Below are 21,479 nucleotides of genomic sequence, written 5' to 3'. Positions count from 1 at the left end.
TAAGCGTGAGCGCCACCGGGCTTTTTTACATCAAAACTCCATCTTCACCGTAAACTGCACTTCACGCGGATCGCCGATTTGGTTGCCCAGATTATTGGTCGCGATAGATGACGTGTAGTAGGTCTTATCAAACAGGTTCTTCACGTTGACCTGCAGCGTCACCGGATACTGCAGCTTCATCTTGTACGCCGCAAACGCATCCGCCACGAAATAGCCCGGCAGATAATAATCCGCACCGTTGGTCGCTGAGCGACGGCTCACGCCATGTCCGCCGCCGCCGAGGGTCAGCGTATTCCCGGCAAACGCATTATGAATATCGTAGGTCAGGAACAGGGAACCGGTATGGCGTGGTACGTTTGGCAGCGGTTTACCCGCATAGTCCGGGTCTTCCAGCACTTTCGCGTCGGTATAGCCGTAGCTGGCGATAATGTTGGTGTTCTCCGTCAGCGACCCGGCGAGATCCACCTCTACGCCCTGAGAACGCACGCGGCCCGCGGTTTTGGCGATGGTTTCGCCCCCGATGCTTTCGGTATACAGCACGTTGCGTTTGTGAATATCAAACAGCGCGATGTTGGCAGTAACCCCGTCGAACAGGTCGAACTTTGCGCCCACTTCGTAGGCATTCGACGTTTCCGGCGGCAGGTCGCCAATATAGCTCGCAATGGACGACTGCGGCATAAACGTCTGGGAGTAGTTAGCAAACAGCGAAACGGACGGCGTGAGTTTGTAAACCAGCCCCAGCTTTGGCGTCCACTGTTCGTCGCGACTGTCGGTGTTAACGTTGAAAGGACGGCCTTTACCGGCGTACTGGGTGTAATACTGATAGCGCATCCCGGCGACGGCGATCCATTTATCGGTCAGGTACAGGGCATCCTGCGCGTAGGCAGAGTAACTCTCCTGCTTCAGCGTCTGGTCGCTGTCAGCGGCGGAGACGGTTGTACACTTGTCGAGTTTGCCGTAAACCGGATGGTAAATATTGAAACCTTTGACGTTCTTACAGCGCATCATGTCCGTACGCAGCAGATCGTAATTTTCATACGACACGCCGGTCAGGATCTCATTGTAAAAGCCCGCGATATCCACGTTGCCCTGCAAATCCGCGCGGGTGCTGTGCATGCGCTGGGTTGAGCCCTGGGTCGCATCCACGCGACGGGTGAGGTTACCGGTTTTGGCATCGTAGGCCATTACGCGGGCCTGATTATCGCTGTATTTATCCTGGCTGTAGCTGTAGTCGAACTTCGCGGTCCACTGGCTATTAAGGCGGTATTCCGCGTTAAGCTGAGCGAGATCGGACTGCCCGTCAGTGATGTTAAACGGCTCGTCAAAACGGGTATTGCGATCGACGTTCACCGGCTGTTTGGTGTTGAGGTCGAAGATCGTGCCGCGATCGAACGGCGTTTTATAGTCGCGGTGGGAATAGAGCACGGTCACCGTGGCATCATCGCCAAACCAGGTCAGGGAGGGGGCGATAAAGGTGCTGCGTTCGTTACCGAAATTGCGCCAGTAGTCCTCGTCCTGATACTCCCCCGTCAGGCGGTACGCCAGACGGGTCCCGTCAATCGGGCCGGTCACGTCAACCTGTCCGGTGCCGCCGCCAAAGCTGGAGGAGGTGGCAGAAATTGCGCCGCCGAAGGTTTTCTCCGGGCGTTTAGTGACGACATTAATCAGGCCGCCCGGATCGAGAATGCCATAAAGCGTTGAGGCCGGGCCTTTCAGCACCTCCACGCGTTCGGTAGCGGCGTTGAAGCTACGCGGCAGGACGGTACGCAGACCGTTGGTCATGATCGAGCCGTCACGGTTCGCGCCAAATCCACGGCGCACAAAGGCATCCTGCGTACCGCCCAGGGTGTTGGTCTGAACCACGTTGCTGACGTTATACAGCGCTTCATCGAGCGTGGTAGCGTGCTGATCCGCAAGCACTTTATCGCTGACGGTATTCACTACCTGCGGGATATCCAGCATGGGCATGGTGGTCAGCGTCGCGGTGGAGGTGTTCAGCGGCTGGTAGCCGTTGGTGGCCTCCGCCACGGCAGTGGGATCGGCGATAACGGTAAGTGTTTCGCCGTCTTTAGCCGTATTAGCGTCTGCGGCCTGTACCAGCGGTGCGATAAACAGCAGAGAAAAGAGCGCGCGCCCTTTTACCCCAGAGAGTGAAGGTGTGAACGTAGCCATTACATCTGTTATCCCGAAATATCCGTGAATCACCTTCACGGAAGAATGTGTGAGTCATTGCCCTAAATGGTCTGCTCGTTAGCCAGAACCGGCATCGAACATGTAATTGAGAATCATTCAACCATGCGGAAATGTAGTAGTAAATGAAAAAAGGTAAAAATTGGCTACACAGGCGAAACGTGACGGAAATACAAAAGATTAACCATTTAATTGATTGAAAAATAGATACTTATTTGTGTTTTGTGTCGCGTGTAAATGCCCCGTTACCCCTGGTTTTTCAAGGGTATTTCTTCACTTGACTACTACATGACGCGGCGGCAAACTTCTCAAAAGAGAATGATTTTTATTTATATTTATTGCTGTTTTTCATTACGTTGGCATTCACGTGGCTCACAACACCCAAAAACCGGGACTGGTTCTGGAGAATCTTTCTGCCGGTTACCAGAAAAAAATCATCGTTGATGATATCTCCCTTGCGATCCCGCAGCAGAAAATAACCGTTCTGGTGGGCGCGAACGGCTGCGGAAAATCGACGCTGCTGAGTACGATTGCGCGCTTACTCCAGCCGCTGGGCGGCGCGGCCGTTCTCGACGGCAAGGCAATCCACGCGCAGCCGACGAAAGCGGTCGCCCGCCAGCTTGGCATCCTGCCGCAGTCGCCGCTGCTGCCGGAAGGGTTAACCGTTTTCGAGCTGGTCTCGCGCGGGCGTTTCCCGTGGCAGAATTTTATGCGCCAGTGGAGCGACGAAGATGAGCGGGCGGTGGAAGAGGCGCTGCGCCTGACCGGCACGGCGGAGTTTGCCCATATGCCCGTCGAAAGCCTGTCCGGCGGCCAGCGCCAGCGCTGCTGGATCGCCATGGCGCTGGCACAGCAAACGCCGTATATCCTGCTGGATGAACCGACAACCTTCCTCGATCTCCGCTACCAGGTGGAAATCCTCGAACTGCTGCATACGCTGACGCGCGCGCATGGACGTACCGTGGTAGTGGTGCTGCACGACCTTAACTTCGCCGTGAATTATGGTGATTCACTGGTCTTTTTGCGCCAGGGAAAAGTGGAGGGCGTATTACATGAGGGCGACGTCTGCACGCCGGCGTTGATTAAAGCGGTATTTGATGTCGACGTGCATATGTCCATCAATCCGCTGACCGGCAAACCGTTCTTTATGCCGTTCCGCCAGGTCACGGAACAGCCATGATGCGCACCTCTCTGGCTTTCCTGCTTTTCACCTTGCTGCTGGCGATGGGCGCGATTGCGCATCTGGGTATCGGTGCGCGTTTTATCGCCCCGAAGACGGTGGTGGAGGCCTTCTTCCATTTCGACCCGCGCAATTTCGACCATAACATCATTATCAAACTGCGGCTGCTGCGTCTCTGCGGCGCGATGGTGACAGGTGCTGCCCTCGGCGTCGCGGGCGTGCTGCTGCAATCCGTGATCCGCAACCCGCTCGGCGAACCGCATATTCTGGGGCTCAATGCCGGGGCGGCACTGGCGGTGGTACTGACGAGCGCGCTTGGGCTAACGCTGCCGTTTGGACGCCCACTGATTGCCGCCGCTGGCGCCGCTGCGCTGTTTCTGCTGGTACTGATGTTCTCCTCGTCCGGCCGCGCCGGGCTCACGCCGATGAAGGTGACCCTGTGCGGCGTGGCGATGTCGGCGTTTGCCGCGTCGATTACCGCCACGGTGCTCATTCTGGATGAACAGACGCTGCTCGCCATGCGGACCTGGCTGGCGGGAGATTTAGCAGGGCTTAGCGGTGAAACGATCGCCGCTGCCCTGTGGGTGGCAGCCATGGGGTTTGTGCTGGCGCTCGGGTTATCGCCCTCGCTCAATATGCTGGCGATGGGCGACAGGATGGCGCAGGGGCTGGGCGTGTCGCTGCTGAAAACCCGCCTGCTCGCTCTGCTTTCTATCGCGCTGCTCTGCGGGGCGGCGGTCTCCCTCGCCGGGCCGATTGGCTTTATCGGCCTTGTGGTGCCGCAGCTCATTCGCCGTGTGGTGTCGGTCGATCTGCGCGTGATGGTGCCGCTGTCTGCCTTGTGCGGGGCACTGGTTCTGCTGCTGGCGGACATTGCTGCCCGCACGCTGTTTACGCCCTGGGAGCTGGCAACCGGCATCATGACTGCCCTGGTCGGCGCGCCCGTCTTTATCTTCATGGCTGCAAGGATGTTCAAATGAACCGGGCTGGATTGCGTGCGTTACGCGTGGGGGCTTTCTCGGCGCTGGTTCGTCCAAAAGCGCTGGCGTGCCTGGCCGTCCTGACGCTGGCGGCCTGCTTGCTAACCGCTTTTGGCCTGACGCACGGCTCGCTTCCCGTCCCCGCATCCGCCATCGGGCGAGCGCTGTTTTATCCCGAAAGCCTGACCCCAGAGACGCACTACATCGTGATGGATATCCGTCTGCCGCGCCTGCTGATGGCGGTACTGTGCGGCGCGATGCTCGGCATGGCTGGCGCGGCAATGCAGTCCATTACCCGCAATGGCCTGGCGGACCCGGGGCTTATCGGCGTGAAAGAGGGTTGTAGCGCGGCGGTACTGCTGCTGATTTTTCAGTTTCCGGCGCTGGGACTAGGCTGGCGGCCGCTGGTCGGCATAGCCGGAGGCCTACTCACTGCGCTGCTGGTGGTGGCCCTGGCGCGTGATATTTCGCGTCCACGATTCATTCTGATCGGCATCGGCGTTTCATGGGCCTTCGCCGCGGCAATGGGCGTCTTTATGACCACGGCGGACGTGCGCGACGTGCAGACGGCGATGCTATGGCTGGCGGGAAGCCTGCACGCGGCAAACTGGACGCTGGTCAGCATTGCGGCGGCCTGGTCGCTTCCGGCATTTGCGCTGCTGTTATTAACCGCCCGCGCTGCCGACGTGGCGCTGCTCGGCAACCACGCGGCGGCGGGACTGGGGGTGCGCACAAACCGACTGGCGCTGCTGCGCGTTCTCGCCCCGGTGGTGCTGACGGCGGCCTGCGTCTCCTGCGTGGGCAGTATTGGTTTTGTCGGGCTCATTGCGCCACATATGGCGCGCCTGCTGCTGCGCGGCGGGCAAACCGCGCTCCTGACGGGAAGCGCCGTGCTGGGGGCGCTGCTGGTGCTGCTGGCGGATAACGTCGGGCGGCTGGCATTCCTCCCGCTGCAGCTGCCTGCGGGCATTGTGATTTCACTGATTGGTGGACCCTTTTTCCTGCTGCTGCTCTGGCAGCGTCGGGACAGATTTTAGGAGACTATGATGCGCGTACTGTTTGCGATGCTGGTGCTGGTAGGCTTTGCGGTGGGTGCGGCCGAGCCGACCCAGACGTTTACGGACGATCTGAACCGGAAAGTGGTGGTACCGGTACATCCGAAACGGATCGTCTCGTTACACGATCTGGATATCACCATTCCACTGATTGAGCTTGGCGTACCGCCCGTGGCGAGCCATGGCCGCACGCGACCGGACGGTAGCCACTTTCTGCGGTCCAGCGGCATGTTGACCGGCGTCGACTTCGATAATTCCGACATCAAGTTTATCGGCACTGCCGATATCGACATTGAGGCCATCGCCGCGGCAAAACCGGACCTGATCATTACCGAGCCGACCCGCAACACGCCGGTTGAGCAGCTGGAAAAGATAGCCCCGACGGTGAGTATCGATCATCTCGACGGCGGCGCGCCGGAGATCTACCGCAAACTGGCGCAGCTGACGGGCACGCAGGCGCGGCTCAAGGTTCTTGAACGCCGCTATCAGGAACAAATCAAGGCGCTGAAGGCGACTATCGACACACGCAAAATCACCGTGTCTGTGATTCAGGCTAATCAGGGGAAAATCAACGCCATGCACAGCTACCATTCGCTGGGGCGCGTCCTGCGTGATGCCGGGTTTACCTTCCCGCCGCTGATTGAGTCCATCCCGGAGGGCGGACGGATTGACGTCAGTGCTGAACGGCTGCCGGAGCTGGATGCTGATTTCGTTTTCGCTACCTGGCGCGGGGATACGGGCGGCAAACCGCAGGATGAGCTGGCAGCAATGGATGCGGTCATGCCCGGCTGGTGTCAGTTCCTGAATGCCTGCCGAACCGGCCACTACGTACTGATCTCGCGCGAAGAGGCCATCTCGAACTCGTTCGCCTCGTTAGGGCTCATGGCCGCGCAGGTGCAGTCGCAGATTACCGGACGTCCTTTGCCGGAGGCGTCACGATGAGCCGAAAAGTCGATGTTTTCGGCGACCGCCTCCGCTCGCGGGCGCACCAGCTTACGCCGCGGCTGCTGCTGGTGGCGCGCTATATCAATGAAAATCGTGAAGCGGTGATGGAACAGACGGCGATGGAGATTGCGACGCTGCTTAAAACGTCGGATGCTACCGTCGTCCGCGCCATCCAGGCACTCGGTTTTGGTGGATTGCGCGATCTCAAGCAGACGCTGGAGCAGTGGTTTGGTCCGGTGGTGACCTCCAGCGAAAAGATCTCCACCACGGTGAATACGCTTACCAGCGACGTCAATGCGAGCATTGATTTCGTGCTGGAGGGGCACCAGCATACCTGTAACGTCTTGTCTGAACCCCACAACCGCCTCGCGATGGCGCAGGCGGTCTCACTGCTGGCTCAGGCGAGGCAGGTTGCCCTATTTGGTATTGGCGCGTCCGGGATTCTGGCCGAATACACTGCCAGACTCTTCACCCGGATGGGACTCCCCGCCATGCCGCTCAACCGTACCGGGATAGGGCTTGCGGAACAGTTGATTGGGCTCCAGCGCGGCGATGTGCTGATCATGATGGCGCAAAAATCTGCGCATCGGGAAGGACAAACCACGCTGCGCGAGGCGAAACGCCTGGGGATCCCCACCGTTTTGCTGACCAATGCCACCGACTCACAATTCAGTAAAGAGGCCAGCGTGGTGATCCACGTCCCGCGTGGTGGAGAGAAGGGTAAAATCCCGCTTCATGGCACGGTGCTGCTGTGTCTGGAGATGATTGTTTTATCCGTTGCCTCCACCGAGCCGCAGCGCACCATTAAGTCGATGAAGCGTATCAATGAGTTGCATCGTGGGTTAAAGCCGGGGAAGAAAAGCGGTTAAAAACAGTCGGGGGTAACCCCGACTCGTTGATCACGCTTTCGGAATACGCAGCGTCTGGCCCGGGTAGATTTTATCCGGGCTGGAGAGCATAGGGCGATTGGCCTCGAAAATCTTGTTGTACTGGTTGGCATCGCCGTACACGGTTTTGGAGATGGCGCTCAGGGTATCGCCGGATTTTACCGTGTAGTAGGTGGCTTCATCTTTGGCATCGGTCGCGGTGATATTGTTCTCCACTTCGCTGACGCCCGCGATGTTCCCGACGGCGACCTGGATTTTCTCTTTCTGCTCCTGGGTCAGCCCGTCGCCCGTTACGCTGGCCTTGCCGTCGGTAACGTTAACCTGGACTTTGTCTGAACCGGGAATGTTGAGTTTCTTGAGGTGCTCGGTGATTTTGTCGCCCTGGCCTTTATGATCGGTCAGGTTATCCCACAGCTTTTCGCCTGCTTCTTTTACGAAGTTAAAAAGACCCATTCCATCCTCCTGTTAATCATGAAGTCAGAATAAGCATAGCAGTTGAGGTTTAAGGTGCTAAAAAAGCCCGGTGGCGCTAACGCTTACCGGGCCTACGGTTCAGGTTTTGTAGGCCGGGTAAACGCAGTGCCACCCGGCAAATTCCACGAACTTAAACCCCTTGCTCCAGAATACGGATGTGGGTCTCCAGCACGTCACCTTTCACCGCATCGCTCCACGCTTTCATATGTGCGGTCTGCAAATGCGCTTCAAGATGGGCGACGGTTTCCCACTGCTCAACCATGATAATGGAGTCTGGCGCGGTGGCCTGGAAGCTTGCGTCGGTAGCGGCGTCCACCATCGGCGCGTAGCCGTGGCAGCCTTCTTCTTTCAGTACGGTTGGGATAATTTTCGCGAACTGATCCAGCACCGCCTGACGGTGATGTTGACCTGGACGAGTACGGATTTCTGCGATTACTGTAAGCATGGTTACTACTCCTTTAATTCCAGGCTACCAGTTAAGCAAAAATTTTCGCGAGATGCTTGCGATATTCTGCGATATAGCTCGGGACGTCCGGCATTTTAATCACGTCGTTGACGATAAAGGTCGGCAGCGGATCCATCCCCAGGAACTGGTTCGCCTTGTGGAACGGCAGATACGCGCCGTCGACACCCACGCCTTCAAAGAACTGATCTTTTTCGGTGAAGGCTTCCAGAGGAGCGTTCCAGGTCAGGGAAAGCATATATTTTTTGCCCTGAATCAGACCGCCGGAACCGTATTTTTTCGACGCGTCTGAACGGGTGCGGCCGTCGCTGGCATACAGTGAACCGTGACCTTCGGTGAAGACGTCGTCCATGTACTTTTTCACCGTCCACGGTGCGCCCATCCACCAGCCCGGCATCTGCCAAATCACCACGTCGGCCCACAGGAAGTTCTGCACTTCCGCCTTCACGTCATACTCGCTGTCCGCACGCACGACCTTAACATCATGCCCGGCGTCGCGCAGGAAACCATCCGCGACCTCGGTCAGGGTGTCATTCAGTTGGCCTTTAGAGTGCGCAAATTCTTTTGCGCCGTTGATAATCAAAATGTTGCTCATTATTTGTCCTCGTGACTGAGAGTATGCCGGGTATTCTACGCGCGAGGACGGAGCGGAAAAATGAGCAAAATGTGCAAAGTCTTTTGCGTTAAATGCAATAATCTTTTACCAACTGACGTTCACTTCGAAGCCGCCTTCAGGGGCGTTGCCCAGCGCGACGTGCATCCCGTGCAGGGCGGCGATGCGTTTCACAATGGATAACCCCAGCCCGCTTCCGGTGGCATCCTGACCTGGCGGACGGTAAAACCGCTCGCCGAGACGCGTCAGCGCATCGAGGGAAATACCCGGGCCGTTGTCGCGCACGGTAAAGCGACGCGCATCCAGCGTCACATCCACCACGCTGCCGCGCGGACTGTAACGGGTGGCGTTATCCAGCAGGTTACGAACCAGCAGGCTCAGGAGCAGTTGCTGACCCGTGCGCGTCACCTCTGGCGCGTTAATGTTCAGACGAATATCAATGCCCGCCTGCTGCGCCGGAGGGTAGATATCCATTACCGCGGACTGCAGCAAATCGGCCATCGCTATCTGTTCTACACCGTCCAGGCTGTCCAGCGAGTCCAGACGCGACAGCGTGAGGAGCTGATCCACCAGACGGGACGCGCGATCGATGCCCGCGTGCAGCTGCTTCAGCGCTTTTTCCTGCGCCTGCGGATCGTCCTGAGAGAGCTGCGCCACGTCGGTTTGCACCTTCAGCGCCGCCAGCGGGCTGCGTAATTCATGGGCGGCATCGGAGGTAAAACGGCGCTCGCGGGTCATCATCTCCTGGGTACGCGCAAAGAGATGATTCAGTGAGTCGAGCAGGGGGCGCACTTCCGCCGGTACGCTCTGGGTGGGCAGGGCATCGGTGGCATCCGGCGAGCGCGCGCGCAGGGTCTGTGCCAGCTTTTTCAGCGGTTTCAGTTCCCGACTCAGCAGGACAATAAGCAACAGCAGCATTACCGGCAGCGCCACCAGCCAAGGCGTCAGCTGTGAGCTGACGACGTCGAGCGCCATATCCTGCCGGTACTCCCACTCCTGGCCGACCACCACGCGGTATTTCCCATCTGGCGAGGTCAGCCATAAAAAGCGCCATTCGTCGTTATCGTCCTGAAGCAGTCCGTCGTCAAAGCCGTCACGGCGATAGTGATACGGGATATCGCGGCCGTTTTCGCCGTCGTTCAGGATCATCGTGCCGTCTGAAGCGTAAATCGCAAAGGCCAGCGCGTCGTCGTCAAGATGCCCGTGTTTGGCTTTTTTCGGCACCTCTCGCATGCGCGCTGGCGCATGAAGCTCGTCCAGTTCCATCGTCAGCAGTCGTTTGGCAAACAGCATCTGCTGCGTATCGAACAGCTTATCCAGCTTGTGGGTGGTCTGCTGCCAGGCCACCAGGCTGGCGGCGAACCATGCCGTCAGAGAGAGGACTAAAAACAGCAGCGTCAGGCGCAGCTTCAGGCTCAATTTCATGCGTCACCCAGGGTATAACCGATGCCGTGTACGGTGCGGATAAAGTCGCTTCCAAGCTTGCGGCGTAAATGATGAACATGGACTTCGACGGCGTTGCTGGAGACGTCATCGTCCCAGGTATAGAGTTTTTCCTCGATCAGCTTGCGCGGCAGTACCCGGCCTGCGTTACGCATTAACAGCTCCAGCAGCGCGAACTCTTTAGGCTTAAGCGTTAACGTTTCGCCATCCAGCGTGGCGATAAGGCTCGCTGGATCGAGCGTGACCTTGCCGTGGCGCAGTTCGCTGCGCGTCTGGCCGTGGCTGCGGCGCACCAGCGCTTCAAGGCGGGCAGCCACTTCGATCAGGGCGAAAGGCTTACAGAGATAATCGTCCGCCCCGAGGCGCAGCCCTTCAACACGCTGGTTCAGCGCATCCCGCGCCGTCAGGATCAGTACCGGCTCGCTGTGTCCGCCTTCACGCCAGGCGCGCAGAATGTCCAGGCCGTCAATTTCCGGCAGCGTCAGGTCCAGCACCACGGCATCATAGGGCGCGGAAGCGAGCGCGGCCTGCCCGGTTTTCCCCTCGGTAAACCAGTCCACGCTAAAGCCCAGTTTGCTTAAGCCCGCTTTGATGCCATCGCCGATGAGCTTGTCATCTTCTACCAGTAAAATGCGCATGTTCCCTCCTTGATGCCGTCAGTAAACCCTCTGTAAGCGGCTGGTGTACAGAAAAAATAAATAAATTTTCCCCTTAAGAAGTTGTTAAGGATTACCCTGTTTAATGGACTGCGAAACGACATTAAAGGGAGAGATTACGATGAAAAAATTCGCTGCAATTGCTGCCATCATGATGATGACCACCGCGCCGGTCTTTGCTGCTCAGGGCGGTTTTAGTGGCCCATCCGCCACGCCGGCCCAGACGCAAACTCAGCAGGGCGGTTTTGTCGATAACAACGCCAACCTCACCACCGCGGCTAAAGTGAAAGATCTGAAGGACGATGCCTGGGTGAAGCTGCGCGGGAACATTACCGAGCGCCTGTCCGATGACCGCTACACCTTCCGCGATGAGTCCGGTACGGTGGTGGTCGAAATTGACCACAAGCGCTGGAACGGCGTGACCGTGACCCCGCAGGATAAAGTGGAGCTGCAGGGTAAAGTCGATAAAGACTGGAACGAGTTTGAAATCGATGTGAAGCAGGTTATCAAGCTGAACAAATAACCCGAAAAGGGCCGCTCACCCGGCCCTTTTTCTTTGTGACTCAACTCGTCAGATAGGGTAGTATCTGCGGCAATATTGCCTGAAACCCATCGGTTTCTGAGTTGAGGAATCACACGTAATGAGCGATATGGCAGAGCGCCTCGCGCTACATGAATTCACGGAAAACGCCTACCTGAACTACTCCATGTACGTCATCATGGACAGGGCGTTGCCGTTTATCGGGGATGGCCTGAAGCCGGTTCAGCGCCGCATCGTCTATGCGATGTCCGAACTGGGGCTGAACGCCACCGCCAAGTTCAAGAAATCCGCCCGTACCGTCGGTGACGTGCTGGGTAAATACCATCCGCACGGCGACAGCGCCTGTTATGAAGCGATGGTCCTGATGGCGCAGCCGTTCTCTTACCGCTATCCGCTGGTGGATGGTCAGGGGAACTGGGGGGCACCGGACGATCCGAAATCCTTCGCGGCGATGCGTTATACCGAATCTCGTCTCTCTAAGTATGCCGAAGTGCTGCTGGGCGAGCTGGGTCAGGGAACCGTTGACTGGGTGCCAAACTTCGACGGTACGATGCAGGAGCCGAAGATGCTGCCTGCGCGTCTGCCAAACATCCTGCTGAACGGTACCACCGGTATTGCGGTCGGTATGGCGACAGATATTCCGCCCCACAACCTGCGTGAAGTGGCGAAAGCCGCCATCACCCTGATTGAGCAGCCTAAAACGTCGCTCGACGAGCTGCTGGATATCGTTCAGGGGCCGGATTATCCGACTGAAGCGGAAATCATCACCTCGCGTGCGGAAATCCGCAAAATCTACCAGAACGGTCGCGGCTCCGTGCGCATGCGCGCGGTGTGGAATAAAGAAGACGGCGCTGTGGTGATCACCGCGCTGCCGCACCAGGTTTCCGGCGCGAAAGTGCTGGAGCAGATCGCCTCCCAGATGCGCAATAAAAAGCTGCCGATGGTGGACGACCTGCGCGACGAATCTGACCACGAGAACCCGACCCGTCTGGTGATCGTGCCGCGCTCCAACCGCGTGGACATGGAGCAGGTGATGAACCACCTGTTTGCCACCACCGATCTGGAAAAAAGCTACCGCATCAACCTGAACATGATCGGCCTTGACGGACGCCCGGCGGTGAAAAACCTGCTGGAGATCCTCTCCGAATGGCTAACGTTCCGTCGCGATACGGTCCGCCGTCGTCTTAACCATCGTCTGGAGAAAGTGCTGAAGCGCCTGCATATCCTCGAAGGTTTGCTGGTGGCGTTCCTCAATATCGACGAAGTCATTGAGATCATCCGTACCGAGGACGAGCCGAAGCCGGCCCTGATGTCGCGCTTTGGCATCAGCGAGACGCAGGCGGAAGCGATCCTCGAACTGAAACTGCGCCATCTCGCCAAACTGGAAGAGATGAAGATCCGCGGTGAACAGAACGAGCTGGAAAAAGAGCGCGATCAGCTGCAGGCGATCCTCGCGTCCGAGCGCAAGATGAATAACCTGCTGAAGAAAGAGCTGCAGGCGGATGCTGATGCTTTCGGCGACGATCGTCGTTCTCCGCTGCACGAGCGCGAAGAAGCGAAGGCGATGAACGAGCATGACATGCAGCCTTCCGAGCCGGTGACCATTGTGCTGTCGCAAAGCGGCTGGGTGCGCAGCGCCAAAGGCCATGATATCGACGCGCCGGGTCTCAGCTACAAAGCCGGAGACAGCTTTAAAGCGGCGGTGAAAGGCAAGAGTAACCAGCCGGTGGCATTTATCGACTCCACCGGTCGCAGCTACGCCATCGACCCGATCACGCTGCCTTCCGCGCGCGGCCAGGGCGAACCGCTTACCGGTAAGCTGACGCTGCCGCCGGGGGCGACGGTTGATCATATGCTGATGGAAGCCGATGACCAGAAGCTGCTGATGGCGTCTGACGCGGGTTATGGCTTTATCTGTACCTTTAACGATCTTGTGTCGCGTAACCGTGCCGGTAAAGCGCTGATTAGCCTGCCGGACAACGCTCGCGTGATGACGCCGCTGGTGATCGAGAACGAAAGCGATATGCTGCTGGCGATCACCTCCGCCGGACGCATGCTGATGTTCCCGGTCAGCGACCTGCCGGAGCTGTCGAAAGGGAAGGGCAACAAGATCATCAACATCCCGTCGGCGGAAGCCGCGAAAGGTGAAGATGGTCTGGCGCACCTCTTCCTGCTGCCGCCGCAGAGCACGCTGACCATTCATGTTGGCAAGCGTAAGATCAAACTGCGCCCGGAAGAGCTGCAGAAAGTGGTGGGCGAACGCGGTCGTCGCGGTTCGCTGATGCGCGGCCTGCAGCGCATCGACCGTGTGGAGATAGATTCACCGGCGCGCAGCAGCGCGGGTGACAGCGAAGAGTAGTCTCGTGATATCCCCCTCCGTCCGGAGGGGGAAGTTCAATAAAATTTCCCGTAAAATCGTTGTTAATTCGTGCGTTGCGATTAACAATACGCGCTCGTAATAAAGTCCTTACCTGGCCACAGGTGAAGTATAATTGTCAGCTGTTGGGGCTTCAGAGGTCGCTATGCTATATATTGTTCGTCTTATTCTTACCGTTATCTACTGTATTCTGGTCTGTGTTTTCGGCTCAATTTATTGCCTGTTCAGCCCGCGCAATCCTAAGCACGTTGCCACCTTCGGCCATATGTTCGGCCGCCTTGCACCGTTGTTTGGTCTGAAGGTTGAAAAGCGCCTGCCTGAAGGGGCAGAGAACTTCGGTAATGCCATCTATATCGCCAACCATCAAAACAACTACGATATGGTGACGGCCTCCAATATCGTTCTGCCGCCGACCGTGACGGTGGGGAAAAAGAGCCTGCTGTGGATCCCGTTTTTTGGCCAGCTGTACTGGCTGACCGGTAACCTGCTGATCGACCGTAATAACCGCGCAAAAGCACACAGCACCATTGCGGAAGTGGTGAATCATTTTAAAAAGCGCAAAATATCCATCTGGATGTTCCCGGAAGGAACGCGTAGCCGTGGGCGTGGCCTGCTGCCGTTTAAAACGGGCGCTTTTCATGCCGCAATTGCGGCGGGTGTTCCAATTATTCCTGTGTGCGTTTCCAATACTTCGAATAAGATTAATCTCAACCGCCTGAATAATGGTCTGGTGATTGTCGAAATGTTGCCGCCTGTCGATACCAGCAAATACGGTAAAGACCAGGTACGCGAGCTGGCAGCACATTGCCGCGAGCTGATGGCTCAGCGTATTGCGCAGCTGGACAAAGAAGTCGCAGAAAGAGAAGCCGCCGGTAAGATTTAATCCGGCGTTAAAGGGAAAACGAATTCCCGCGTTGTTAGTCGTTTCAGATGGAGCTTATATGTCACTCAGTCGGCGTCAGTTTATTCAGGCTTCGGGGATTGCCCTCTGTGCGGGTGCGATGCCGCTGACAGCCAGCGCCGCCGGGCAGCAACAGCCGCTGCCCATTCCGCCGTTGATTGAATCCCGTCGCGGCCAGCCGCTATTTCTGACGCTACAGCGCAGCCACTGGTCCTTTACCCAGGGCACGCGCGCGCAGGTATGGGGCATTAACGGGCGCTACCTCGGGCCAACCGTTCGCGTGTGGAACGGCGATGACGTTAAGCTCATTTACAGCAACCGCACCACTGAAAATGTTGCCATGACCATCAGCGGTTTACAGGTTCCAGGCCCGCTGATCGGTGGCGCGGCGCGCATGATGTCTCCCAACGCCGACTGGGCACCCGTCCTGCCGATCCGTCAGAGCGCGGCAACGCTGTGGTATCACGCCAACACGCCTAACCGCACGGCGCAGCAGGTCTATAACGGTCTGGCCGGGATGTGGCTGGTGGAAGATGAGGTCAGCAAGTCGCTGCCGATCCCGAACCACTACGGCGTGGATGATTTCCCGATCATTATTCAGGACAAGCGCCTGGATAACTTTGGCACGCCGGAGTACAGCGAGCCGGGGAGCGGTGGCTTTGTTGGCGATACGCTGCTGGTAAATGGTGCGCAAAGCCCGTATGTCGAAGTTTCCCGCGGTTGGGTGCGTCTGCGTTTGCTTAATGCCTCTAACTCCCGTCGTTATCAGCTGCAGATGAGCGATGGCCGCCCGCTCCACGTGATCTCCGGCGACCAGGGTTTTTTACCTGCGCCGGTCTCCGTTAAGCAACTGGCGCTGGCGCCGGGGGAACGTCGGGAAATTCTGGTTGATATGACCAACGGGGATGAAGTCTCTGTCACCTGTGGCGAAGCCGCGAGCATTGTTGACCGTATTCGCGGGTTCTTCGAGCCGTCGAGCATTCTGGTCTCCACGCTGGTGTTAACCCTGCGTCCAACCGGCCTGCTGCCGCTGGTCACCGATAGCCTGCCGATGCGTTTGCTGCCGCAGGAGATCATGGGCGGTTCGCCGGTGCGCAGCCGTGATATCAGCCTGGGCGACGATCCGGGCATCAACGGCGCGCTGTGGGACGTCAACCGTATCGACATCACCGCCCAGCAGGGCACCTGGGAGCGCTGGACGGTCCGTTCAGATATGCCGCAGTCGTTCCATATTGAAGGGGTGTCCTTCCTGATCCGTAACGTCAACGGTGCGATGCCGTTCCCGGAAGATCGCGGCTGGAAAGATACCGTCTGGGTGGATGGTCAGGTCGAACTGCTTGTCTACTATGGCCAGCCTTCGTGGCCGCACTTCCCGTTCCTGTTCCATAGCCAGACGCTGGAGATGATGGACAGGGGCTCAGTGGGGCAGATGTTGATCAACCCCGCGCCATAACCCCCTGACATTCCCGGTTCGCCGGGAATGTGTTATGCCCGCCAGAAAAAGCGCGAGAACAGAATCAGCACCGGGTAGATTTCCAGACGCCCTAAGATCATCGCCGCGCACATCAGCAGTTTTGCCCCTTCGGTTAAGGTGCCAAACGTTGATGCTGTCTCGCCAAAACCCAGTCCCATATTGTTGATACAGGCGGCAACCGTGGCGAATGACGTAAACAGGTCATAGCCCATCAGATTAAGCGCCCAGACAAAAAATCCGGTAATCATCACGTAGAGAAAAAAGAAGCTCCATACCGAACGCAGAACGCGTTCATTCACCACGCTTTTGCCCACCTTAATACTCAGCAGCGCGCGCGGATGGGCCAGCTGATTCATCTCCTGAATACTCTGCTTAAACATAATGAGAAAACGCAGCGCTTTGATCCCGCCGCAGGTCGAGCCGACGCAGCCACCAAAGAAGCTGGCGCTCAACAGTAAAAAGATGGTGTGGGCAGGCCATTGGGCATAGTCGGCCGTCGCGAGACCGTTATCGGTCATCATCGAGCTGGCAAGGAAGAAAGCGTGTACCAGGCTATCCGTGGGGTTGTACATTCCCGCATGCCAGACCTGCCAGGCGGTGATAAGGATAATCACCGCGGCGGCACTGAGAAAGAATTTGACCTCCGGGCTGCGGCGGATCGGCTTCAGGGTGCGTCTGACAATGGCGACGTACCAGAGGGTAAAGTTAAAGGCAGAAAGCAGCGAAAAGGCCCCGGCAACCAGTTCAATTGCGTGGCTGTCATAAAAGCCAATGCTCTCGCTGCGGGTAGAAAACCCGCCCAGTGACACAGTTGAAAGCCCGTGACAGATGGCGTCAAAAACGGGCATCCCCGCCAGCCAGTAGGCCAGCGTGCAGGTCACGCCCAGCGCGAAATAGGTCAGCCACAGGGTACGCGCAGTATCGGCAAGCCGGGGCGTCAGGCGCTCCTCTTTGAACGGCCCGGGCATTTCTGACTGATACAGCTTCATGCCCCCGATGCCCAGCAGCGGCAGTACCGCGACGGCCAGCACGATGACGCCTAACCCGCCAATGAAGTTGAGCTGGGCGCGATAATAAAGGTACGACTTAGGCAGGGCGCTGACGTCCCCGATCACCGTTGCCCCGGTGGTGGTGATTCCGGACACCCCTTCGAAGAGCGCATCCGCAAAAGAGAGATGCAGACCATCATCCATCCAGAGCGGCATGGCGCTGATCACTGAAAACAGCAGCCAGAACAGCACAATGATCACGAAACCGTCACGGGTGCGCAGCTGTATGCCGGCGTGACGGGTCGCCCGCCAGGTTAACCCCCCGAGGCTGAAAAAGGTCAGAAACGTGGTTAAAAACGCAAAGTAGGTCCGCTCTTTGTGCAGCAGGGCAATGACCATCGGCAGCAGCATTGAAAGGCTGTACAGCAGAACCAGGAAACCGCAGAGGTGGAGCACAACCCGCAGTTGAGACACATGTAACGAATCGTTGAACTTCACACGGAAACTCCACGCCAGAATGCCTCCCGGCGGCAGAGAACCGGAGGCGTCAGGGGTAATTATGATGCAAAATTAACAGGGCGCTGTATTTTAACGACTTCCGCGATTTTATGTCTGCTTCCTGCATCCTTTTCTTCAAATTGGATGGATGAACAGCGTATAATCCCGCTCCTTTTGTCTATTTTTTCTTCGGAAGCATTATGAGCGCCATTTCCCTGATCCAGCCGGATCGTGACCTCTTCTCCTGGCCCCAGTACTGGGCGGCCTGCTTTGGACCGGCGCCGTTCCTGCCGATGTCCCGGGAAGAGATGGACCAACTTGGCTGGGACAGCTGCGATATCATTCTGGTCACAGGCGATGCCTATGTTGACCATCCGAGTTTCGGCATGGCCATCTGCGGCCGTATGCTCGAAGCGCAGGGCTTCCGTGTGGGGATCATCTCCCAGCCTGACTGGAACAGCAAAGACGACTTTATGCGTCTGGGTAAACCGAACCTGTTCTTCGGCGTGACCGCGGGCAACATGGATTCGATGATCAACCGCTATACCGCCGACCGTAAGCTGCGCCATGACGATGCCTATACGCCGGATAACGTGGCGGGCAAACGTCCGGACCGCGCTACCCTCGTCTATACCCAGCGCTGTAAAGAAGCCTGGAAAGACGTGCCGGTGATCCTGGGCGGCATTGAGGCGAGTCTGCGCCGCACCGCGCATTACGACTACTGGTCAGATACCGTTCGCCGCTCGGTGCTGGTGGATTCCAAAGCCGATATGCTGATTTACGGCAACGGTGAACGTCCGCTGGTGGAAGTGGCGCATCGTCTCTCGCAAGGTGAACCGGTGAGCAGCATCCGCGACGTGCGCAATACCGCCATCATGGTGAAAGAGGCGCTGCCGGGCTGGAGTGGGGTGGATTCCCGCATCATTGATATGCCGGGCAAAATCGATCCTATCCCACACCCGTACGGCGAAGATTTGCCGTGTGCGGATAATAAACCGGTTGAGCCAAAGAAAGCGGAAGCAAAGGCGATTGTCGTGCAGCCGCCGCGCCCGAAACCGTGGGAAAAAACCTACGTGCTGCTGCCGTCTTACGAGAAGGTGAAGGCTGACAAAGTCCTCTACGCCCATGCGTCCCGTATTTTGCACCACGAAACCAACCCGGGCTGTGCCCGCGCGTTAATGCAGAAGCACGGCGAGCGCTTTATCTGGATCAACCCGCCAGCGATCCCGCTCTCCACCGAAGAGATGGACAGCGTCTTTGCGCTGCCGTACAAGCGCGTACCGCATCCGGCGTACGGCAACGCCCGCATCCCGGCGTATGAGATGATCCGTTTCTCGATCAACATCATGCGCGGCTGCTTTGGCGGGTGCTCATTCTGCTCTATTACCGAGCACGAAGGCCGTATTATTCAGAGCCGCTCTGAAGATTCGATCATCAATGAGATCGAAGCGATTCGCGACACGGTGCCAGGCTTTACCGGTGTGATCTCTGACCTTGGCGGTCCAACCGCGAACATGTATATGCTGCGCTGTAAGTCGCCGCGCGCGGAGCAAACCTGCCGTCGTCTCTCCTGCGTCTATCCGAGCATCTGCGAGCATATGGATACCAACCACGAGCCGACGATCAATCTCTATCGTCGCGCGCGCGACCTGAAGGGCATCAAGAAGATCCTGATTGCCTCCGGGGTGCGTTACGACATCGCCGTGGAAGATCCGCGCTACATCAAAGAGCTGGCGACCCACCATGTGGGCGGCTACCTGAAGATTGCGCCGGAGCACACCGAAGAAGGTCCGCTGTCGAAGATGATGAAGCCGGGTATGGGCAGCTATGACCGCTTTAAAGAGCTGTTCGACACGTATTCAAAGCAGGCGGGCAAAGAGCAGTACCTGATCCCGTACTTTATCTCCGCGCACCCCGGCACGCGTGATGAGGATATGGTGAACCTGGCACTGTGGCTGAAGCAGCGTCGCTTCCGTCTGGATCAGGTGCAGAACTTCTACCCGTCACCGCTCGCCAACTCGACGACCATGTATTACACCGGCAAGAACCCGCTGAGTAAGATTGGCTACAAGAGTGAAGAGGTGGTGGTGCCAAAAGGGGATAAACAGCGTCGTCTGCATAAAGCGCTGCTGCGTTATCATGACCCGAAAAACTGGCCGCTGATCCGCCAGGCGCTGGAAGAGATGGGTAAAAAACACCTGATCGGTTCACGCCGCGACTGTCTGGTACCGGCCCCGACGCTGGATGAGATGCGCGAAGCGCGTCGCCAGAACCGCAATACGCGCCCGGCGCTGACCAAGCACACGCCGATTGTGCATCAGCGTTCGAACGGTGGAGCGGGAACGAAGAAGAACGTAAAACGTAAGATCGGTTAAACCTGTAACAAAGCCCGGTGGCGCTGCGCTTACCGGGCCTACAGGTCAGCGCGTAGGCCGGGTAAGGCGAAGCCGCCACCCGGCTTTTTTCTGAGGCTCAAAATGAAAATAAGGAAGTTAACAGGAGCGATGCTGATTGGCCTGACGTTATGCGGTTGTGTAATGCACCGCCAGATACAGCCAGAAGTAGAAGGACGTCTAATCGACAGCGCAGGTAAGCCAGTCCCGGGCGCTAAAATAACATTAGAGAGGGAGCAAACGCTTTCTGACGACAACGGTCGTTTTGCTTTTCAGAGCCAGCATGAGTGGATCTTTTTTCTGCCAATAGGTCCGATGGACTGGATTTATTACACCCCGCTCCAGATAAGTATTAACGGAAAGGAATATGAAGCAATAGCAGGCGGCGGTCTCGGTGGGCCACATAAACTTGAAGGGAAAGCGTATAACGTTATTTGCACATTGCCTGACTTGCCCGGAGAAGCGAGATGTCAGTCAGGTTTATAGATTAAAACGAGCCCGGCGGAAGACCGGGCTCGTTTTAGGTATTAACCGCCAAACTGATCCGGGTCCGGCCCTAAGCGTTTGCCCTTCTCCAGCTTCGCAATCTCACCCAGCTCATCTTTGTCCAGGCGGAAATCCCAGACGTCGAAGTTCTCGGCAATACGTGATGGCGTGACTGATTTCGGAATGACGACCAGGCCGTTGTCCAGATGCCAGCGAATGACGATCTGTGCGGGCGTTTTGCCGTATTTATCCGCCAGGTCGTGGATGATTTTCTGATCGAAGACCCCCTCGCCACCCTGCGCCAGCGGGCTCCAGGATTCGGTCTGGATCTTGTGGGTCGCATTCCAGGCGTGAAGCTGGCGCTGCTGCATCAGCGGGTGCAGCTCGATCTGGTTAATCACCGGTGCGATGCCTGTCTCATCAATCAGGCGCTGCAGGTGATGAACCTGGAAGTTACAGACGCCGATGCTTTTCACCAGCCCCTCTTTTTGCAGTTCAATCATCCCTTTCCAGGCATCAACATAATGGTCGATGGCGGGAACCGGCCAGTGCATCAGATACAGATCGACGAAATCGAGCTGAAGTTTCTCCAGACTCTCCTGCAGGGCTTCGCGAGGGCGTTTTTGATCGTCATTCCACAGTTTCGTGGTAATGAATAATTCATCGCGGGGGACGCCGGCGCTGGCCAGTGCAGTGCCTACGCCGTCCTCGTTTTTGTAGGCGGCGGCGGTATCAATTGACCGATAGCCGACTTCCAGGGCTTTATGAATGGCGGAGACGACCTCGTCGTTACCGGCTTTCCATACACCTAGCCCCAACTGGGGCATCACGTTGCCATCCTGCAGCTTGATTACGGTTTGGTTTGCCATTTTTCCTCCTTCAGGTGCGCATCGCCGGAGGGGGGCTCCGGCGATGGGGTGTGCATTAAGTCTGG

19 protein-coding genes are annotated in these 21,479 nt (G+C 57.5%); 11 read left to right on the top strand and 8 right to left on the bottom strand.

The window, feature by feature from the left end; translation table 11 throughout:
* Positions 1 to 30: 30 nt before the first annotated feature.
* Positions 31 to 2,172, bottom strand: coding sequence for a TonB-dependent siderophore receptor (locus ACOTY9_RS13260; RefSeq protein ID WP_014885255.1), 2,142 nt, complete (start codon positions 2,170 to 2,172; stop codon positions 31 to 33).
* A 385-nt stretch (positions 2,173 to 2,557) separates the two neighbouring features.
* On the opposite strand from ACOTY9_RS13260, the gene ACOTY9_RS13255 reads away from it, so the two are divergent.
* Genes ACOTY9_RS13255 through ACOTY9_RS13235 form a run of 5 tightly spaced genes read left to right on the top strand, consistent with a single transcriptional unit; the run spans position 2,558 to position 7,219 of the window.
* The gene (locus ACOTY9_RS13255; protein WP_023331315.1) at positions 2,558 to 3,370 is read left to right on the top strand and encodes an ABC transporter ATP-binding protein; all 813 of its coding nucleotides are present in this window, start codon (positions 2,558 to 2,560) and stop codon (positions 3,368 to 3,370) included.
* On the top strand, positions 3,367 to 4,350 hold the full coding sequence (locus ACOTY9_RS13250) for a FecCD family ABC transporter permease (protein WP_014885253.1): 984 nt from the start codon (positions 3,367 to 3,369) through the stop codon (positions 4,348 to 4,350). The genes ACOTY9_RS13255 and ACOTY9_RS13250 overlap by 4 nt, the downstream gene beginning before the upstream one ends.
* Positions 4,347 to 5,387 carry a FecCD family ABC transporter permease gene (locus tag ACOTY9_RS13245; protein ID WP_059373185.1) on the top strand — a complete coding sequence of 347 codons (1,041 nt, stop codon included), beginning with the start codon at positions 4,347 to 4,349 and terminating at the stop codon, positions 5,385 to 5,387. The genes ACOTY9_RS13250 and ACOTY9_RS13245 overlap by 4 nt, the downstream gene beginning before the upstream one ends.
* Positions 5,388 to 5,396: 9 nt before the next feature.
* Positions 5,397 to 6,347 (top strand): iron-siderophore ABC transporter substrate-binding protein, encoded by a 951-nt coding sequence (locus ACOTY9_RS13240; RefSeq protein ID WP_248197201.1) that lies wholly within the window; start codon positions 5,397 to 5,399, stop codon positions 6,345 to 6,347.
* The gene (locus tag ACOTY9_RS13235; RefSeq protein WP_200557902.1) at positions 6,344 to 7,219 is read left to right on the top strand and encodes a MurR/RpiR family transcriptional regulator; all 876 of its coding nucleotides are present in this window, start codon (positions 6,344 to 6,346) and stop codon (positions 7,217 to 7,219) included. Before ACOTY9_RS13240 ends, ACOTY9_RS13235 begins: the two co-directional genes overlap by 4 nt.
* Before the next feature lie 30 nt (positions 7,220 to 7,249).
* Here the strand turns inward: ACOTY9_RS13235 and lysM are convergent, their stop codons facing one another.
* The 5 genes from lysM to qseB all read right to left on the bottom strand — a co-directional run bounded on the left by lysM (position 7,250) and on the right by qseB (position 10,868).
* Positions 7,250 to 7,690, bottom strand: a complete 441-nt coding sequence (gene lysM, locus ACOTY9_RS13230; protein WP_014885249.1) for a peptidoglycan-binding protein LysM — start codon at positions 7,688 to 7,690, stop codon at positions 7,250 to 7,252.
* Between the two features lie 151 nt (positions 7,691 to 7,841).
* Positions 7,842 to 8,156, bottom strand: coding sequence for a putative quinol monooxygenase (locus tag ACOTY9_RS13225; RefSeq protein WP_008502984.1), 315 nt, complete (start codon positions 8,154 to 8,156; stop codon positions 7,842 to 7,844).
* A 31-nt stretch (positions 8,157 to 8,187) separates the two neighbouring features.
* Entirely contained in the window at positions 8,188 to 8,769 is a 582-nt protein-coding gene (locus ACOTY9_RS13220) for an NAD(P)H-dependent oxidoreductase (protein ID WP_014885247.1), read from the bottom strand.
* Positions 8,770 to 8,874: 105 nt separating this feature from the next.
* Positions 8,875 to 10,212: a quorum sensing histidine kinase QseC gene (qseC, locus tag ACOTY9_RS13215; protein ID WP_348565925.1), complete on the bottom strand. Its 1,338-nt coding sequence runs from the start codon at positions 10,210 to 10,212 to the stop codon at positions 8,875 to 8,877.
* Positions 10,209 to 10,868, bottom strand: coding sequence for a quorum sensing response regulator transcription factor QseB (qseB, locus tag ACOTY9_RS13210; protein ID WP_014885245.1), 660 nt, complete (start codon positions 10,866 to 10,868; stop codon positions 10,209 to 10,211). Before qseB ends, qseC begins: the two co-directional genes overlap by 4 nt.
* Before the next feature lie 139 nt (positions 10,869 to 11,007).
* On the opposite strand from qseB, the gene ACOTY9_RS13205 reads away from it, so the two are divergent.
* The 4 genes from ACOTY9_RS13205 (at position 11,008) to ftsP (ending at position 16,158) form a co-directional block, all read left to right on the top strand.
* A complete protein-coding gene (locus ACOTY9_RS13205) occupies positions 11,008 to 11,409 on the top strand; it encodes a YgiW/YdeI family stress tolerance OB fold protein (RefSeq protein ID WP_014885244.1) in 402 nt (133 codons plus the stop codon).
* Positions 11,410 to 11,527: 118 nt separating this feature from the next.
* On the top strand, positions 11,528 to 13,786 hold the full coding sequence (parC, locus tag ACOTY9_RS13200; protein ID WP_014885243.1) for a DNA topoisomerase IV subunit A: 2,259 nt from the start codon (positions 11,528 to 11,530) through the stop codon (positions 13,784 to 13,786).
* Between the two features lie 163 nt (positions 13,787 to 13,949).
* Complete coding sequence (plsC, locus tag ACOTY9_RS13195; protein ID WP_014885242.1) at positions 13,950 to 14,687, top strand: 1-acylglycerol-3-phosphate O-acyltransferase; 738 nt, start codon at positions 13,950 to 13,952, stop codon at positions 14,685 to 14,687.
* A gap of 58 nt (positions 14,688 to 14,745) precedes the next feature.
* Positions 14,746 to 16,158, top strand: coding sequence for a cell division protein FtsP (gene ftsP, locus ACOTY9_RS13190; protein ID WP_023331309.1), 1,413 nt, complete (start codon positions 14,746 to 14,748; stop codon positions 16,156 to 16,158).
* Positions 16,159 to 16,190: 32 nt separating this feature from the next.
* On the opposite strand, the gene ACOTY9_RS13185 is transcribed toward ftsP, so the two are convergent.
* Positions 16,191 to 17,666, bottom strand: a complete 1,476-nt coding sequence (locus tag ACOTY9_RS13185) for a TrkH family potassium uptake protein (protein WP_421637370.1) — start codon at positions 17,664 to 17,666, stop codon at positions 16,191 to 16,193.
* 200 nt (positions 17,667 to 17,866) lie between these two features.
* On the opposite strand from ACOTY9_RS13185, the gene ACOTY9_RS13180 reads away from it, so the two are divergent.
* Both ACOTY9_RS13180 and ACOTY9_RS13175 read left to right on the top strand, forming a co-directional pair.
* Positions 17,867 to 20,041 (top strand): YgiQ family radical SAM protein, encoded by a 2,175-nt coding sequence (locus ACOTY9_RS13180; protein WP_047344513.1) that lies wholly within the window; start codon positions 17,867 to 17,869, stop codon positions 20,039 to 20,041.
* Between the two features lie 129 nt (positions 20,042 to 20,170).
* Entirely contained in the window at positions 20,171 to 20,545 is a 375-nt protein-coding gene (locus ACOTY9_RS13175; protein WP_348565923.1) for a carboxypeptidase-like regulatory domain-containing protein, read from the top strand.
* Positions 20,546 to 20,586: 41 nt separating this feature from the next.
* On the opposite strand, the gene dkgA is transcribed toward ACOTY9_RS13175, so the two are convergent.
* Positions 20,587 to 21,414, bottom strand: coding sequence for a 2,5-didehydrogluconate reductase DkgA (gene dkgA, locus ACOTY9_RS13170; protein ID WP_348565922.1), 828 nt, complete (start codon positions 21,412 to 21,414; stop codon positions 20,587 to 20,589).
* Between the last annotated feature and the right edge of the window lie 65 nt (positions 21,415 to 21,479).

The sequence above is a fragment of the Enterobacter cloacae complex sp. SHL012 genome, from assembly GCF_049237505.1.
In the GTDB taxonomy this organism is placed as follows: domain Bacteria; phylum Pseudomonadota; class Gammaproteobacteria; order Enterobacterales; family Enterobacteriaceae; genus Enterobacter; species Enterobacter kobei.
The sequence above is the reverse complement of the archived record's forward strand: the minus strand, read 5'-3'. Positions and strand labels throughout refer to the sequence as shown.

What these genes read in the sequence shown, in the direction of transcription:
- ACOTY9_RS13260 (WP_014885255.1), bottom strand. Translation starts at nt 2,172, where the DNA reads ATGGCTACGTTCACACCTTCACTCTCTGGGGTAAAAGGGCGCGCGCTC.
- ACOTY9_RS13250 (WP_014885253.1), top strand. Translation starts at nt 3,367, where the DNA reads ATGATGCGCACCTCTCTGGCTTTCCTGCTTTTCACCTTGCTGCTGGCG.
- ACOTY9_RS13245 (WP_059373185.1), top strand. Translation starts at nt 4,347, where the DNA reads ATGAACCGGGCTGGATTGCGTGCGTTACGCGTGGGGGCTTTCTCGGCG.
- ACOTY9_RS13240 (WP_248197201.1), top strand. Translation starts at nt 5,397, where the DNA reads ATGCGCGTACTGTTTGCGATGCTGGTGCTGGTAGGCTTTGCGGTGGGT.
- ACOTY9_RS13235 (WP_200557902.1), top strand. Translation starts at nt 6,344, where the DNA reads ATGAGCCGAAAAGTCGATGTTTTCGGCGACCGCCTCCGCTCGCGGGCG.
- lysM (WP_014885249.1), bottom strand. Translation starts at nt 7,690, where the DNA reads ATGGGTCTTTTTAACTTCGTAAAAGAAGCAGGCGAAAAGCTGTGGGAT.
- ACOTY9_RS13225 (WP_008502984.1), bottom strand. Translation starts at nt 8,156, where the DNA reads ATGCTTACAGTAATCGCAGAAATCCGTACTCGTCCAGGTCAACATCAC.
- ACOTY9_RS13220 (WP_014885247.1), bottom strand. Translation starts at nt 8,769, where the DNA reads ATGAGCAACATTTTGATTATCAACGGCGCAAAAGAATTTGCGCACTCT.
- qseC (WP_348565925.1), bottom strand. Translation starts at nt 10,212, where the DNA reads ATGAAATTGAGCCTGAAGCTGCGCCTGACGCTGCTGTTTTTAGTCCTC.
- qseB (WP_014885245.1), bottom strand. Translation starts at nt 10,868, where the DNA reads ATGCGCATTTTACTGGTAGAAGATGACAAGCTCATCGGCGATGGCATC.
- ACOTY9_RS13205 (WP_014885244.1), top strand. Translation starts at nt 11,008, where the DNA reads ATGAAAAAATTCGCTGCAATTGCTGCCATCATGATGATGACCACCGCG.
- parC (WP_014885243.1), top strand. Translation starts at nt 11,528, where the DNA reads ATGAGCGATATGGCAGAGCGCCTCGCGCTACATGAATTCACGGAAAAC.
- plsC (WP_014885242.1), top strand. Translation starts at nt 13,950, where the DNA reads ATGCTATATATTGTTCGTCTTATTCTTACCGTTATCTACTGTATTCTG.
- ftsP (WP_023331309.1), top strand. Translation starts at nt 14,746, where the DNA reads ATGTCACTCAGTCGGCGTCAGTTTATTCAGGCTTCGGGGATTGCCCTC.
- ACOTY9_RS13180 (WP_047344513.1), top strand. Translation starts at nt 17,867, where the DNA reads ATGAGCGCCATTTCCCTGATCCAGCCGGATCGTGACCTCTTCTCCTGG.
- ACOTY9_RS13175 (WP_348565923.1), top strand. Translation starts at nt 20,171, where the DNA reads ATGCTGATTGGCCTGACGTTATGCGGTTGTGTAATGCACCGCCAGATA.
- dkgA (WP_348565922.1), bottom strand. Translation starts at nt 21,414, where the DNA reads ATGGCAAACCAAACCGTAATCAAGCTGCAGGATGGCAACGTGATGCCC.